Below are 14957 nucleotides of genomic sequence, written 5' to 3'. Positions count from 1 at the left end.
CGGCCGCTGCGTTGCGCCCGGCGTGCGAGCCACCCGGCACCGGTCGGAGGTGAGGTCAGATGCAGTACATCCCGGCGGATCAAGGTCCCGGCGTCTGTACGCTCGCCCTCATGACGAATGCGCCCTCAGACTCCGCGGCCGGCCGGCAGATCCAGACCCTCGACACGCTCAACGCCGACCAGGAGCAAGCCGTACGTGCGCTGCTCGCCGAGGCCGCGCGGACCGACGGGCAGCAGGCCGTCTCCGAGCAGGGGCGGCTCCAGTTGCGCGGCGAGCGGCGCGAAGGGGTTCAGCACTTCCTGGTCAGCGTCGGTGACACGCTCACCGGGTACGCCCAGCTGGAGGCGACCGACCCCGTCGAGGCGCCCGCCGCCGAGCTCGTCGTCCACCCCTCGCACCGGGGGCAGGGCAACGGCCGCGCACTCGGCTCCGCGCTGCTGGCCGCCTCCGGGCGGCGGCTGCGCGTCTGGGCGCACGGCGGACACGCGGCGGCCCGCCACCTCGCCCAGGTTCTCGGGCTGGCCATGTTCCGTGAACTGCGCCAGCTGCGGCGGCCGTTGGCCCCGCTGGACATCCCCGAGCCGGTGTACCCGGACGGTGTCACCGTGCGGACCTTCGTACCCGGTCAGGACGATGCGGCCTGGCTCGCCGTGAACGCCGCCGCCTTCGCCCACCACCCCGAGCAGGGGTCGATGAGCCAGCGCGACCTGGACGACCGTAAGGCGGAGTCCTGGTTCGACCCGAAGGGGTTCTTCCTGGCGGTACGGGACGCGGATGCGGACGGCCCCGGCGGCGAGATCGTCGGTTTCCACTGGACGAAGGTGCACGCCGACGAGCAGCTGGGCGAGGTCTACGTGGTCGGTATCCGCCCGGACGCCCAGGGCGGCGGCCTCGGCAAGGCACTGACCGCGACCGGGCTGCGCCACCTCGCGGCCGAGGGGCTGCCCACGGCGATGCTGTACGTGGACGCCGACAACACGGCCGCCGTCACGGTGTACGAGCGGCTGGGCTTCACCACGCATGAGGTCGACCTGATGTACCGCTCGGAGTCCTGACCTCCGACCCGCGAAAACACCGACGGAATGCCCTGGTTCAGTTCTGGTGCCAGACCAGCGTGTAGCGCCAGAACAGTCGTCGGCGCAGCCGTGCGCCGGGCAGTGCCTGGCGGGCGTCGCGGACGATGTCGGCGAAGGTCATGGTCGCCGACCGGGTCGGGGCGGTCATCGAGGCTGGTCGCGGCGCCTTACGGCCCTTGCTTTTGAGCCAGGCCATGGCGACGTTCGACGGGATGGCGGCGGCGTCGATCAGGTAGTCGCTCCGCGAGGCCGGGCGGTAGACGCCGACGACGACCAGGGTTCCGCCGGGGGCCACGTGCTGCCGGAAGCTGTTGAGGGCGTCGCTGAACGGCATGTGGTGGATGGCGGCGACACAGGTGACGACGTCGTAGCGGCCGGGCGGCGGCGCACCCTTGGGCCCGATCACGGATCCGACTCATGGTTCCGATCACGGGTCCGATCACCGAGTTGACACCTGCCCACCCCGTGCATCACCCTTTCACTACTCAACTAGTGAAAGGGGGGTGGGCGCGTGATCGAGTTCCGTATCGACCGGCGCAGCGGTGTCTCGACGTATCTCCAGATCGTCCAGCAGACCAAGCAGGCTCTGCGCCTGGGTCTGTTGCGGCCCGGTGATCAGCTGCCCACCGCACGCGCCGTGGTCGAGTCCACCGCCATCAACCCCAACACCGTCCTGAAGGCCTACCGCGAACTGGAACGCGAGGGACTGGTCGAGGCCCGGCGCGGCATGGGCACCTTCATCCGCAAGTCGCTCGGGCACACCCCGCCAGCCGATTCGGCGCTGCGGGCCGAGCTGACCGAGTGGGCCGCCCGGGCCCGTACGGCCGGACTGGAGAAGGACGACGCGGCAGCGCTCTGCGCCTCCGTACTCGACGACTGCTTCCAGGACATCGCCGACACCAGCGGCGCCACGGACACCAGCGGCGCCTCACGCAGCAGCGCCGCCTCGCGCAGCAGCGCCCATGCCCGCGCCACGACCGCCGCCGCAGACCGCTCCAAGGGGGACAAGCACACATGACCGACACCGCCATCGAGGCCTTCGGGCTCGGCAAGACGTACGGGAGACGGCGCGGCTGGGCGCTGCGGGGCTGTTCCTTCCGGCTACCCGCCGGGCGGGTCTGCGCACTCGTGGGCCCCAACGGCGCCGGCAAGTCGACGCTGCTCGCCCACACCGCGGGACTGCTGCGGCCCACCGAGGGCGCCGTACAGGTGCTCGGGACCTCTCCCGCCGCCGCCCGTGAGCGGATCGCCTTCGTCGCCCAGAGCAAGCCGCTCGTCGGGCAGTTGACCGTCGCGGAGACCCTGCGCATGGGGTACGAGCTGAACCCGGCCCGCTGGGACGCGGCGGCCGCCGAGCGGATCATCGCTGGAGGCAAGTTCAACCGCAACGACCCCGTCCGTACCCTCTCCGGCGGCCAGCGCACCCGCGTCGCCCTCGCACTCGCTCTCGGCAAGCGGCCCGAACTGATGCTGCTCGACGAGCCGATGGCCGATCTCGACCCGCTCGCCCGGCACGAGCTGATGGGCGCCCTGATGTCCGAGGCCGCCGAGCACGGGACGACGATCGTGATGTCCTCCCATGTCCTGTCCGAACTGGACGGCGCCTGCGACTACTTGCTGCTGGTCGACGCCGGCCGGGTACGGCTGGGCGGCGAGACCGAGGACCTGCTCGCCGCTCACACCCTGCTGACCGGGCCGGTGGCCGCCCTCGACCCGCACACCGTCATCGAATCGCGCACCACAGGACGGCAACTGTCCGCGCTGGTACGGCGGGACGGTCCGGTGTCGGGCGACTGGCAGACCATGGAACCGTCCCTGGAGGAGCTGCTCCTCGCCCATCTGCGGTCACCCGACGCACCCGCCCTGCTGACACCGAGCGCCGAACACCGTACGGAGGCAAGGGCATGAGCACCCTGCACCAGAACACCGAGACCACAGACGCATCGGGCGCGTCCGGCGCACACCCCGGCTCGCAGCGGCTGCGCGGTCCGTACTGGGCCGCCGCCCGGATGCACCGCTCCACCCTCCAGGGGGCCGCCGGGCTCCTCGTCCTGGCCGTGCTCCTGCTGATCGCGATCCACCTCTGGGGCGGCGGCCTGGCGGGCGGGTACTGGACGGACACCCGGGTGGTGGAGAACGCCTCATCGGTGATCGCGCTGCTCCCCTATCTGATCGCCGCTTTCGTGGCCGGTCCGGTGGTCGCCCGCGAGCTGGAGTCCGGCAGCCACCAGCTGCTGTGGACGCAGTCCGTCTCCCCCGTCCGCTGGTTCGCGGCGAAACTCGCCGTGCCGACCGCGCTGGCCCTCGTCGGTTCGGTCGTCCTCGACTGCCTCTACCGCTGGGTGTGGAGCACCAGCCGGCACGAGAACCCGGCCCTGAACTGGTACTCCGACAGCGTCTACCAGGCCATCGGCCCGATCGGCATCGCAACCGCCCTGCTCGTGGTCCCGCTCGGCGCCCTGACCGGCCTGCTGGTCCGCCGCACCGTGCCCGCGATCGTGACCAGCCTGATCGCCACCGCGGTCGTGTCCGATGTGGTCGGAGCCGTACGCGGTCACCTCTGGCCGGTCGTGACCGTCCGCACCAGCCTCGCCACGGGCTACCCGGCGATGAACGGCATGGTCACCAGCGAGGGCGCCGTCACGACGAGCGGCGCCCACGTCGCCGACCCGATCTGCGTGGACGACAAGCAGTGCCAGGCGGCCCACCACCTGGCGGGCTACTTCCGCTCCTCGCACCCCGTGTCCCACTTCTGGCCGCTCCAGCTGGTCGAGACCGGCCTCCTGCTGGCCCTGACCGCCGTACTGACCCTGGTGGTGTTCCGCATCGTGAAGCGGATGGCCGTCTGAGCGGCGGAGCCGGGGGGCGGGCCCGCTCAGGCCGGTACGTAGCGCTGGAGGGTGATCCCGCCGCGGAAGGCCTTCGACTCCAGGAGCCGCAGCTGCGGGATCCCGTACCCCTCGGGGAAGAGACGGCGGCCGCGGCCCTGGACCACGGGGTAGACGAAGAGGCGGTACTCGTCCACCAGACCGGCCGCGATCAGCGTGTGCGCCAGGGTGATGCTGCCGGTGAGCACGATGTCCTTCCCGCCCTCCCGCTCCTTGAGCGCGGTCACCTCCTCGACCGGATCGCCCTTCAGCACGGTCGAGTTCTCCCACTGCGGATCCGTGAGCGAGGCGGACACCACGTACTTCTGGACCCGGTTCAGGTAGTCGGTGATGCCGGTGGTGTCGTCGGTCTGCTTCGGCCAGTAGCCCCGGAAGTCCTCGAAGGTCCGCCGGCCGACCAGCAGGGCGTCGGCCCGGCTGTCCTGCCGGTGGCTCTCCTCCATGACGTCGCTCATGTCGGGGGCGCCCTGGGCCTGCGGGTCGAACCAGTCCGTGAGCATCTCGACCGAGCCGTCGACGGTGACGTTCTCGGTGATGGCGAGGGTGCGCATACCGATCCTCCTGTACGCGTGGATTACGGGTGGGTAATGGCGTTTACGGGTGGGGGGTGGTGTTCACGGTGGGTACTGCCGATCCGATCCTCCCGGACGTCATGGCGCGCTTCCCGGACGTCATGTCCTCGTTACCCGTCATTCAGACACGCTTGCGACCCTCACGGAATGCAACCCGTCACCGCGCCCGCCGACCCTCCCGCGCGGAACAATGGGCATATGAGCCAGCAGCCCAGTGCAGAGGTCCCGGTCAAGCACCTCCAGCCCTCCGTCGGTTCCATAGCAGCACACCGTCCGCACACCGTCGCGGCAGCCGTGCCCGACCTGGATCCGGGCATCGACGCCGACGTCGACGCGTACGACGAGTCCGCCGACGGCGCCGACGCCGAGCTGCCGTCCGGCCGCTTCCTCGACCGGGAGCAGAGCTGGCTCGCCTTCAACGAACGGGTGCTCGAACTGGCCGAGGATCCGGCGACCCCTCTCCTCGAACGGGCTAACTACCTCGCCATCTTCGCGAGCAACCTCGACGAGTTCTTCATGGTCCGGGTGGCCGGCCTCAAACGCCGTATCGCGACCGGTGTCGCCACCCGCTCGGCATCCGGCTTCCAGCCCCGCGAGGTGCTGGAGCAGATCTGGACCAGGTCGCGCGAGCTGATGGCCCGGCACGCCGCCTGCTACCAGCAGGACGTCTCGGCCGCACTCGCCGACGAGAACATCCACCTGATCCGCTGGGACGACCTGACCGACAAGGAGAAGGCCCGGCTCTTCACCTTCTTCCGGCAGCGGATCTTCCCGGTACTGACCCCGCTGGCCGTCGACCCCGCGCACCCCTTCCCGTACATCTCGGGGCTCTCGCTCAACCTCGCCGTGGTCGTCCGCAACCCGGTCAGCGGCCACCGCCACTTCGCCCGGGTCAAGGTGCCGCCGCTGCTCACCCGGTTCCTGGAGGCGTCGCCCCAGCGGTACGTGCCCGTCGAGGACATCATCGCGGCGCATCTGGAGGAGCTCTTCCCGGGCATGGAGGTGCTGGCGCACCACATGTTCCGGGTCACCAGGAACGAGGACCTGGAGGTCGAGGAGGACGACACCGAGAACCTCCTCAAGGCCCTGGAGAAGGAGCTGATGCGGCGCCGCTTCGGCCCGCCGGTCCGGCTGGAGGTCGAGGAGTCCATCGATCCGTACGTCCTCGACCTGCTGGTACGCGAGCTGAAGATGTCCGAGGCCGAGGTGTATCCGCTGCCCGGCCCGCTCGACCTCACCGGGCTCTTCGGCATCGCGATGCTGGACCGGCCCGAGCTGCAGTTCCCGCCGTTCATAGCGGGCACCCACCGCGACCTCGCCGAGGTCGAGTCCGCTTCGGCGCCCGACGTCTTCGCCGCGCTGCGGGAACGGGACGTGCTGCTGCACCACCCGTACGACTCGTTCTCCACCTCCGTCCAGGCCTTCCTGGAACAGGCGGCGGGCGACCCGGACGTGCTCGCCATCAAGCAGACCCTGTACCGGACTTCCGGCGACTCACCGATCGTGGACGCCCTGATCGACGCGGCCGAATCCGGCAAGCAGGTGCTCGTCCTGGTCGAGATCAAGGCCCGCTTCGACGAGCAGGCCAACATCAAGTGGGCCAGGAAGCTGGAGGAGGCGGGCTGCCATGTGGTCTACGGCCTGGTGGGGCTGAAGACGCACTGCAAACTCTCGCTCGTCGTACGGCAGGAGGGCGACACGCTGCGCCGCTACTCCCACGTCGGCACCGGCAACTACCACCCGAAGACGGCCAGGCTGTACGAGGACCTCGGGCTGCTCACCGCCGATCCGCAGGTCGGCGCGGACCTCTCCGACCTGTTCAACCGGCTCTCCGGCTACTCGCGGCGCGAGACCTACCGGCGGCTGCTCGTCGCCCCCAAGTCGCTGCGCGACGGCCTGGTCGTCCGGATCGACAAGGAGATCGCGCACCAGCGCGCGGGCCGCCCCGCCTACGTCCGTATCAAGGTCAACTCGATGGTCGACGAAGCGGTCATCGACGCCTGCTACCGGGCCGCGCAGGCCGGGGTGCCCGTCGACGTCTGGGTGCGCGGCATCTGCGCCATACGCCCCGGTGTCACCGGCCTCTCCGAGAACATCCGGGTCCGGTCGATACTGGGCCGATTCCTCGAACACTCCCGGGTGTTCGCCTTCGGCAACGGCGGCGAGCCCGAAGTGTGGCTGGGCAGCTCCGACATGATGCACCGCAACCTCGACCGCAGGATCGAAGCGCTGGTCCGCGTCACCGACCCGGCCCACCGCGCCGCCCTCAGCCGGCTCCTGGAGGCCGGCATGTCCGACACCACGTCCTCCTGGCACCTGGGGGCCGACGGCAACTGGACGCGCCACGCGACCGATGCCGAGGGCCGGCCGCTGCGTCATGTGCAGGAAATGTTGATAGACGCCAGGAGGCGCCGTCGTGCGACCCCTTGATGCTCCCCGGAGGCGCAGTCGTGCCACGTCCTGACCCGACGGCGACCGCGGGCCAGCTCCTCGCCCGCTATCTGCACGACCAGGCCGCGGAGTTCCTGCGCAGCCTGCGCACGTACTCGGACGGGGACGAGGAGGCCGCCCGCGCGCTGCGCCGGTCGGCCCGCCGCATCAGCGGCACGCTGCACACCTTCCGCGGCCACCTCGACGCGGCCTGGGCCGACCAGCTGCGGTCCGAACTGGCCTGGCTCTCCGGCACGCTGGCCCGCGAGCACGCGTACGCCGGGCGGCTGGCCCGGCTGCTCGAAGCGCTCGGCAGGCTCTCGGACGGTACGGCTTCGCTGCCCGGCCCGCGCGACGGGACGGCCCCGCCCGCCGCGCTCGCCATGGGCGCGGCGCGCGCCGGCGCGCTCCTGGAGCGGCAGCTGACCCTGGCCAGGACCCGCGCCCACTCGGCGGCGCTGCAGGCGCTGGGCTCCTCCCGATTCCACGCGGTCGCGGACGCCGTCGCCCTGCTGGCGTCGGACGTGCCGTTCGCGCCCGCCGCGACCACGTACGCCACCGAGACCCTGCCGCCCGCGGCCGAGACGGCGGGCCGCAGACTCGCGGACGCGGTGGCGGCACTACCGCTGCACCGGGCCGCGCACCCGTACAACGCGGAGGGGCTGAGCGACGCCCAGGACGCCCCCTGGCACCAGGTCCGGCTGCTGCTGCGGCTGCACCGCTACGCGCAGGAGGCCCTGCACGCGGGCCTGGACGACCGGCCGGGCCCCGACCCGCGGCTCTACGGCGCGGGCCAGGCCCTCGACCAGCACCGCGAAGCGGCCGAGGCCGCGGGGGCGGCCGCTTCGGCGGCCCGTACGCCCCGGATCGCCCCGGCGACGGCGTACGCACTGGGGGTGCTCCACGCCGACCAGCGCCACGAGGTCGAAGCCGCCCGCTACACCTTCCAGCAGGCCTGGCAGCGCACGGCGGTGAGCGCGCCATGACGAGTGACGCGGAGGTTCCCGTCCGGGCGGCGGGGTGCGTGCTCTGGCGCCGCGCCCGGGCCGGCGGCCTGGAGATCTGCCTGGTCCACCGGCCGAAGTACGACGACTGGTCGCACCCGAAGGGCAAGCTGAAACCGGGCGAGGACCCCCTGGCCGCCGCACTGCGCGAGGTCCACGAGGAGACCGGCCACGACTGCGCCCCCGGCGCCCGCCTTCCCACCGTGCGATACCGGGCGAACGGCCGCCCCAAGGAGGTCAGTTACTGGGCCGCCGAGGCGACGGCCGGAGAATTCACCCCGAACAGCGAGGTGGACCGGGTGCTGTGGCTCCCCCCGGCGGCGGCCCGCGCCCGCCTCGCCCAGCAGCGCGACCGGGATCTGCTCGACGCGCTGCTGAACGTGTCAGGTCCGGCCGGGAAAGAACCCGCGTGACGCCGGCGCCGCCAGTCAGCAGTCGTCGGGAAGCAGCCGGAACGCGGCGTGCCCGGTGAGCGGCCGTACTGCCCGCATGTGTTCGCGGTCGAGGGTGGCGACCTCATCCGTGCTGTAGACGGCCGCCAGCGTGACGTTCATGGCGTCAGCGAGTCCGATCTGCGGATAGCGGCGCATGACCTGGAGCGCGGCACTCAGCTGCGCCTCGATCTTCTCCCCGCAAGGCCGGGAACTCAGAGTGCTGGGCCCCGCACCCCGGAGTGACCCCCACCACCCCGCACCCGGTCGTCCGCCGAGGTTCACTCTCCGTTCACTCACCCCCGTCGGCCACTTCACCTGATCTGCCTAATTTCGGCCTTACACGGTGTACGGCACCCCGCCGCACCGGCCACCTCTTCGCACGCCGCCGTACAACGAGACGAAACCCGGCGGCTCCTGGAAGGAACACCCGAAGTGAAGCTTCAGCAGCGCAAGACCCGGCTTCGCGCCGCCGCGCTCGGCGCCCTCGCCGTATCCGGCGCCCTGGTCCTCACGGCGTGCGGTTCGGACAACAACAGCGGCTCGACCGGCGGCACCGGCACCAAGACGAACGCCGCCTCCAACGTCAAGTGCGACGGTGCGAAGGGGCAGCTGCGCGCCTCCGGTTCGAGCGCGCAGAAGAACGCGATGGACCTGTGGGCCAAGGGCTACATGGCCGCCTGCTCCGGCGTCGACATCAACTACAAGTCGTCCTCGTCCGGTGAGGGCATCGTCGCCTTCAACCAGGGCACGGTCGGCTACGCCGGTTCGGACTCGCCGCTGAAGCCCGCCGAGGTGGCGGACTCCAAGAAGGTCTGCAGCGGCGGCCGTGGCATCGACCTCCCGATGGTCGGCGGCCCCATCGCGGTCGGCTACCACCTGGAGGGCGTCGACAACCTGGTCCTCGACGGCCCCACCCTGGCGAAGATCTTCTCCGCGAAGATCAAGACCTGGGACGACCCGGCGATCAAGAAGCTCAACCCCGGCGCGAAGCTGCCGTCCAAGGCGATCCAGCCCTTCCACCGCGCCGAGGACTCCGGCACCACGGAGAACCTCAGCAAGTACCTGACCGCGGCGGCCCCCGGCGACTGGAAGTACCCGGTCGGCAAGTCGTGGCCCGCGCCCGGCGGCCAGGCCGCGGCCGGTTCGGCCGGTGTCTCCCAGCAGGTGAAGCAGGTCGACGGCTCGATCGGCTACTTCGAGCTCTCGTACGCCACCTCGCAGAAGATCTCCACGGTCAAGATCGACACGGGCGCCAGCTCCCCCGCCGAAGCCACCTCCGAGAACGCCTCCAAGGCCATCGCGGCCGCCAAGGTGGTCGGCACCGGCTCCGACCTGTCGCTCAAGCTCGACTACACCACCAAGGCCGACGGCGCCTACCCGATCGTCCTGGTGACGTACGAGATCGTCTGCGACAAGGGCAACAAGGCCGACACCCTCGGCACCGTCAAGTCCTTCCTGAACTACACCGCGAGCGACGACGGCCAGAAGCAGCTCTCGACCGCCGGCTACGCGCCGATCCCGGCCGAGATCAACGCCAAGGTCCGCAAGACGCTCGCCACGATCTCCTAGCCCGGCCACGCGGTACGGGCCGGCGCGCCCGCGTACGACCCCGTGCACCTCCCCGCACAGCACGTACCGCTGGCACAGCACGTACCACAGCAGTGACGGCATCCGGCCCGGAGCGCCCCTCCGGGCCGGCCACCGCCCCCCCATCCGGTGCACCGCCGCCAGGGGAGCCGCGGCTCCCCCACACAGACCGGAAAGACCACTATGGCTACCACCACACAGATAGACACCCCTCCACCGGAAACCCCCCTCCACACCCCGTCCGGCCAGTCCACCGGCCGACTGGGCGACCGGGTCTTCATGGGCCTCACCAGAGGCTCGGGCGTCCTGCTCCTCGTGGTGATGGCAGCGATCGCGGGGTTCCTCACCTACCGCGCCTCCATCGCCATCTCGAAGGACCACGGCAACTTCCTCACGACGTTCGACTGGCTGCCCTCGCAGACACCGCCGGTCTTCGGCATCGCGGTCCTGCTCGTCGGCACCGTCATCAGCTCGGTCATCGCGATGGTCATCGCGGTCCCGGTCGCCGTCGGTATCGCGCTCTTCATCTCGCACTACGCACCGCGCAGGCTGGCCACCACCCTCGCGTACGTGGTGGACCTGCTGGCCGCGGTGCCGAGCATCATCTACGGCATCTGGGGCGCCCTGATCCTGGTGCCCTACCTCGGCGGGCTCAACGGCTGGCTCGACCAGTACTTCGGCTGGACGTACATCTTCGACCAGACGCAGTCCGGCGTCTCGCGGAACATGCTGACCGTCGGCATCCTGCTGGCGATCATGATCCTGCCGATCGTGACCAGCGTCAGCCGGGAGGTCTTCCTCCAGGTCCCACGGATGAACGAGGAAGCCGCGCTGGCCCTCGGCGCCACCCGCTGGGAGGTCATCCGGCTCTCCGTGCTGCCGTTCGGACGCTCCGGTGTCATCTCGGCCTCGATGCTGGGCCTGGGCCGCGCACTCGGCGAGACGATGGCCGTCGCCACGGTCCTCTCCCCCAGCTACGTGATGTCACTGCACCTGCTCGATCCGGGCGGCGGCACCTTCGCCCAGAACATCGCGGCGAAGTTCGACGAGGCCAACCCGCTGGGGCGTGACGCCCTGATCGCGTCCGGTCTGGTCCTCTTCGTCCTGACCCTGCTCGTGAACGGCGCGGCCCGGCTGATCATCGCCCGCCGCAAGGAGTACTCGGGGGCCAACGCATGAGCGACACAGCCGCAGCCGTAGAGACCGGGCAGGAGCAGCTCCCGCGCGTGCAGGGAACGCCGAGCCTCAGCGCGCGCAGCCTCCCCCGCTGGGCGCCCGCCGGATTCGCCGCCGCCGCGATCCTGATCGGCGTGGGCATCGGCACCGCCGCAGGGCTCAGCAGCAAGGTCCAGTGGGGCCTGATCGCCGTCGTCGCCTTCCTCGCGCTCTCCTACGTCACCACCGCGCTGGTCGAGAACAAGCGCCAGGCCAAGGACCGCTTCGCCACCAGCATCATCTGGGTCTGCTTCATCCTGGCCGTCATCCCGCTGCTCTCGCTGCTCTGGACGACCGTCGGCCACGGGGTGAAGGACCTCAGCGTCAACTTCCTCACCCACTCGATGGTCGGCGTCCTCTCGTCCGACCAGGGCGGCGGTGTCTACCACGCGCTGGTCGGCACCGTGGAGCAGGTCGGTATCGCCACGGTGATCGCCGTCCCGGTCGGCCTGCTGACCGCCGTCTATCTGGTGGAGTACGGCAAGGGCGCGCTGGCCAGGGCCGTGACGTTCTTCGTGGACGTCATGACCGGCATCCCGTCCATCGTCGCCGGCCTGTTCATCCTGTCGATCATGTTGATGACCGACACCGCGCCCTCGGGCCTGATGGGCTCACTCGCGCTGACGATCCTGATGATTCCGGTCGTGGTCCGCTCCACCGAGGAGATGCTCAAGCTCGTCCCGAACGAGCTGCGCGAAGCCGCGCTGGCCCTCGGCGTACCGAAGTGGCGCATGATCCTCAAGGTCGTCCTGCCGACCGCGATCGGCGGTATCACCACCGGTGTGATGCTGGCCATCGCGCGCATCGCCGGAGAGACCGCGCCGATCATGCTGCTGGTGTTCGGCAGCCAGATGATCAACACCAACCCGTTCAAGGACGGCCAGTCCTCCCTGCCGTACTACATCTTCGAGCAGTACAAGCTCGGCGAGCCGCCCGCGATCGACCGGGCCTGGGCAGCGGCACTGGTGCTGATCGCCTTCGTCATGATCCTGAACCTCGTCGCCCGCGGCATAGCCCGCTGGAAGGCACCGAAGACCGGCCGCTGAGGCCGACGGAAGAAGCTGATTTTCATGGCCAAGCGAATCGACATCAGCGGCCTGACCGCCTACTACAGCTCCCACAAGGCCATCGAGGACATCTCGATGACCGTGGAACCCCGCTCGGTGACCGCCTTCATCGGCCCGTCCGGCTGCGGCAAGTCGACCTTCCTGCGGACCCTCAACCGGATGCACGAGGTCACCCCGGGCGGCCGCGTCGAGGGCAAGGTGATGCTGGACGACGAGAACCTGTACGGGAGCCACGTCGACCCCGTCGCCGTACGCCGTACGGTCGGCATGGTCTTCCAGCGCCCGAACCCCTTCCCGACCATGTCGATCTTCGACAACGTCGCGGCGGGCCTGCGCCTGAACGGCTCGTACCGCAAGAGCGAGCTGAACGACATCGTCGAGAAGTCACTCAAGGGCGCGAACCTCTGGAACGAGGTCAAGGACCGCCTCAACAAGCCCGGTTCCGGGCTCTCCGGCGGCCAGCAGCAGCGGCTCTGCATCGCCCGCGCCATCGCGGTCGAACCGCAGGTCCTGCTGATGGACGAGCCGTGCTCCGCGCTCGACCCGATCTCCACCCTCGCCATCGAGGACCTGGTCGGTGAGCTGAAGGAGCGCTTCACGATCGTCATCGTGACGCACAACATGCAGCAGGCGGCGCGCGTCTCGGACCGCACGGCCTTCTTCAACCTCTCGGCGGTGGGCAAGCCGGGCCGGCTCATCGAGATCGACGAGACCGAACGGATCTTCTCGAACCCGTCAGTCCAGGCGACCGAGGACTACATCTCGGGGCGCTTCGGATAGACGCCACAGCTTGCGGTGCTGCATGGCGGTGCCACCGCAAGGCAGAAAAGGGCCCGCCCCCCGTGGATTCCGGGGGGCGGGCCCACTGCCGTACGGGCGTACGCGAGGCACACGGGCACACGCGAGGCGCACGCGTACTCAAGGCATCGCGCGTACTCAGGGCATCGCGCGTACGCGAGGCATCAGAAGATCAGCATGACGACCCAGTAGGCGAGGGCCCCGACGACCGCGGCGGCCGGCATGGTGATGAACCAGCCGAGCACGATGTTCTTGGCCACGCCCCAGCGCACCGCGCGCGGGCGCTTGGTCGCTCCCACACCCATGATCGCCGAGGTGATGACATGCGTGGTCGAGATCGGCGCCTGGAAGAGGTACGACGAGCCGAACATGATCGCGGCACCGGTGGTCTCAGCCGCGAAGCCCTGCGGCGGGTCCAGCTCGATGATCTTGCGGCCGAGGGTCCGCATGATGCGCCAGCCGCCCGCGTACGTACCGAGCGAGAGCATCAGCGCGCAGACCAGCTTGACCCAGACAGGGATCGCGTCCTGGAAGGTCTCGTGACCCGAGATGACCAGCGCCATCATGACCACACCCATGGTCTTCTGCGCGTCCTGGAGACCGTGGCCGAGCGCCATACCCGCGGCGGAGACCGTCTGGGCGATACGGAATCCGCGCTTCGCCTTGTGCGGGTTGGCCTTGCGGAACATCCACAGGATCGCGACCATCACCAGATAGCCGACCACCAGACCGACGACCGGGGACAGGAGCATCGGGATGACGATCTTCTCGACCACCCCGCTCCAGTGCACCAGCGTGCCGCCCGCGAGCGCGGCGCCGACCAGGCCGCCGAACAGGGCGTGCGATGACGAGGACGGCAGCCCGAAGTACCAGGTGATCAGGTTCCAGACGATCGCTCCGACCAGCGCCGAGAAGAGGATGCCCATCCCCTGCTGCCCCTTGGGCGTGGCGATGAGGCCCTCACTGACGGTCTTGGCGACGCCGCTGCCCAGGAAGGCGCCCGCGAGGTTCATCACAGCGGCCATCGCCAGGGCCGCACGCGGGGTCAGCGCACGGGTGGACACCGAGGTCGCGATGGCGTTGGCGGAGTCGTGGAAGCCGTTCGTGTAAGTGAATCCGAGCGCGACAGCGATGGTCACGATCAGAGTGAAGGTGTCCACGAGGTTCAGGACTCCTTGACCGCGATGGTCTCCACCGTGTTGGCGACGTGCTCGAACGCGTCGGCCGCCTCTTCCAGCACATCCACGATCTGCTTGAGCTTCAGGACCTCCATGGCGTCGTACTTGCCGTTGAAGAGGTGCGCGAGCAGCTTGCGGTGGATCTGGTCGGCCTGGTTCTCCAGCCGGTTGACCTCGATCCAGTACTCGGTGAGGTTGTTCATGGTCCGCAGGCTCGGCATCGCCTCAGCGGTCAGCACGGCCGCCCTGGCCAGCACCTCGATCTGCTGCTCGACGCCCTTGGGCAGCTCCTCGACCTGGTAGAGCACGACCAGGTCGACGGCCTCCTCCATGAAGTCCATGATGTCGTCGAGACACGAGGCGAGGTTGTAGATGTCCTCGCGGTCGAACGGCGTGATGAAGGAGGAGTTGAGCTGGTGGAAGATCGCGTGAGTCGCGTCGTCTCCCGCGTGCTCCGCTGCCCGCATCCGCTCCGCGATCTCGACCCGGCCGGATGCGTCCGCGCCGAGCAGTTCCATGAGGAGCTTCGAGCCCGTGACGATGTTGTCCGCGGATGCGGCGAACATGTCGTAGAAGCTCGTCTCCCTGGGGGTCAGACGAAAGCGCACGTGGGGTCCTCGGGGCTCTGGATTCGGTCAGGCTGATGCTAGGCGCATCATCCGGCCACGGCTAACCGGCGTTGTTCAGTGTCGCCCATGGGGCACAGTG

Annotated in this window: 15 protein-coding genes and 1 pseudogene; 11 read left to right on the top strand and 5 right to left on the bottom strand. The window is 69.8% G+C overall.

What is annotated here, in order from left to right; all coding sequences use genetic code 11:
- The first annotated feature begins 110 nt into the window (after positions 1-110).
- Complete coding sequence (mshD, locus tag OG452_RS18435; RefSeq protein ID WP_327296662.1) at positions 111-1055, top strand: mycothiol synthase; 945 nt, start codon at positions 111-113, stop codon at positions 1053-1055.
- Between the two features lie 37 nt (positions 1056-1092).
- Here the strand turns inward: mshD and OG452_RS18430 are convergent.
- Positions 1093-1458, bottom strand: a pseudogene (locus tag OG452_RS18430) (SAM-dependent methyltransferase); the annotation flags it as partial.
- 129 nt (positions 1459-1587) lie between these two features.
- Between OG452_RS18430 and OG452_RS18425 the strand changes: the two are divergent.
- The 3 genes from OG452_RS18425 to OG452_RS18415 are packed head-to-tail and all read left to right on the top strand — an operon-like array spanning position 1588 to position 3925.
- Positions 1588-2094 carry a GntR family transcriptional regulator gene (locus OG452_RS18425; protein WP_327296661.1) on the top strand — a complete coding sequence of 169 codons (507 nt, stop codon included), beginning with the start codon at positions 1588-1590 and terminating at the stop codon, positions 2092-2094.
- Positions 2091-2984 carry an ABC transporter ATP-binding protein gene (locus OG452_RS18420; protein WP_327296660.1) on the top strand — a complete coding sequence of 298 codons (894 nt, stop codon included), beginning with the start codon at positions 2091-2093 and terminating at the stop codon, positions 2982-2984. Before OG452_RS18425 ends, OG452_RS18420 begins: the two co-directional genes overlap by 4 nt.
- Positions 2981-3925, top strand: coding sequence for an ABC transporter permease (locus OG452_RS18415; RefSeq protein WP_327296659.1), 945 nt, complete (start codon positions 2981-2983; stop codon positions 3923-3925). The genes OG452_RS18420 and OG452_RS18415 overlap by 4 nt, the downstream gene beginning before the upstream one ends.
- Before the next feature lie 26 nt (positions 3926-3951).
- On the opposite strand, the gene OG452_RS18410 is transcribed toward OG452_RS18415, so the two are convergent.
- Positions 3952-4515 carry a dihydrofolate reductase family protein gene (locus OG452_RS18410; RefSeq protein ID WP_327296658.1) on the bottom strand — a complete coding sequence of 188 codons (564 nt, stop codon included), beginning with the start codon at positions 4513-4515 and terminating at the stop codon, positions 3952-3954.
- Between the two features lie 219 nt (positions 4516-4734).
- On the opposite strand from OG452_RS18410, the gene OG452_RS18405 reads away from it, so the two are divergent.
- The 3 genes from OG452_RS18405 to OG452_RS18395 are packed head-to-tail and all read left to right on the top strand — an operon-like array spanning position 4735 to position 8383.
- A complete protein-coding gene (locus tag OG452_RS18405; protein ID WP_327296657.1) occupies positions 4735-6966 on the top strand; it encodes an RNA degradosome polyphosphate kinase in 2232 nt (743 codons plus the stop codon).
- A 20-nt stretch (positions 6967-6986) separates the two neighbouring features.
- On the top strand, positions 6987-7952 hold the full coding sequence (locus OG452_RS18400; RefSeq protein WP_327296656.1) for a CHAD domain-containing protein: 966 nt from the start codon (positions 6987-6989) through the stop codon (positions 7950-7952).
- Positions 7949-8383 carry an NUDIX hydrolase gene (locus OG452_RS18395; RefSeq protein WP_327296655.1) on the top strand — a complete coding sequence of 145 codons (435 nt, stop codon included), beginning with the start codon at positions 7949-7951 and terminating at the stop codon, positions 8381-8383. The genes OG452_RS18400 and OG452_RS18395 overlap by 4 nt, the downstream gene beginning before the upstream one ends.
- Before the next feature lie 15 nt (positions 8384-8398).
- On the opposite strand, the gene OG452_RS18390 is transcribed toward OG452_RS18395, so the two are convergent.
- Positions 8399-8560 carry a hypothetical protein gene (locus OG452_RS18390; protein ID WP_405561837.1) on the bottom strand — a complete coding sequence of 54 codons (162 nt, stop codon included), beginning with the start codon at positions 8558-8560 and terminating at the stop codon, positions 8399-8401.
- 276 nt (positions 8561-8836) lie between these two features.
- Between OG452_RS18390 and pstS the strand changes: the two genes are divergently transcribed.
- The 4 genes from pstS to pstB all read left to right on the top strand — a co-directional run bounded on the left by pstS (position 8837) and on the right by pstB (position 13053).
- Positions 8837-9973 carry a phosphate ABC transporter substrate-binding protein PstS gene (pstS, locus tag OG452_RS18385; RefSeq protein ID WP_327296654.1) on the top strand — a complete coding sequence of 379 codons (1137 nt, stop codon included), beginning with the start codon at positions 8837-8839 and terminating at the stop codon, positions 9971-9973.
- A 201-nt stretch (positions 9974-10174) separates the two neighbouring features.
- On the top strand, positions 10175-11170 hold the full coding sequence (gene pstC / locus OG452_RS18380; RefSeq protein ID WP_327296653.1) for a phosphate ABC transporter permease subunit PstC: 996 nt from the start codon (positions 10175-10177) through the stop codon (positions 11168-11170).
- Entirely contained in the window at positions 11167-12252 is a 1086-nt protein-coding gene (gene pstA, locus OG452_RS18375; RefSeq protein ID WP_327296652.1) for a phosphate ABC transporter permease PstA, read from the top strand. Before pstC ends, pstA begins: the two co-directional genes overlap by 4 nt.
- Before the next feature lie 24 nt (positions 12253-12276).
- Positions 12277-13053, top strand: a complete 777-nt coding sequence (gene pstB, locus OG452_RS18370) for a phosphate ABC transporter ATP-binding protein PstB (RefSeq protein ID WP_327296651.1) — start codon at positions 12277-12279, stop codon at positions 13051-13053.
- 182 nt (positions 13054-13235) lie between these two features.
- Here pstB and OG452_RS18365 read toward each other — a convergent pair whose 3' ends face one another.
- Both OG452_RS18365 and OG452_RS18360 read right to left on the bottom strand, forming a co-directional pair.
- Entirely contained in the window at positions 13236-14231 is a 996-nt protein-coding gene (locus OG452_RS18365) for an inorganic phosphate transporter (protein WP_327296650.1), read from the bottom strand.
- Positions 14232-14236: 5 nt separating this feature from the next.
- Entirely contained in the window at positions 14237-14857 is a 621-nt protein-coding gene (locus OG452_RS18360; protein WP_164266361.1) for a DUF47 domain-containing protein, read from the bottom strand.
- Positions 14858-14957: the final 100 nt, after the last annotated feature.

Source organism: Streptomyces sp. NBC_01197 (assembly GCF_036010505.1).
Classification (GTDB): Bacteria; Actinomycetota; Actinomycetes; order Streptomycetales; family Streptomycetaceae; genus Streptomyces.
Note: the sequence above shows the minus strand (reverse complement) of the source record. Positions and strands in the feature narration are given on the sequence as shown.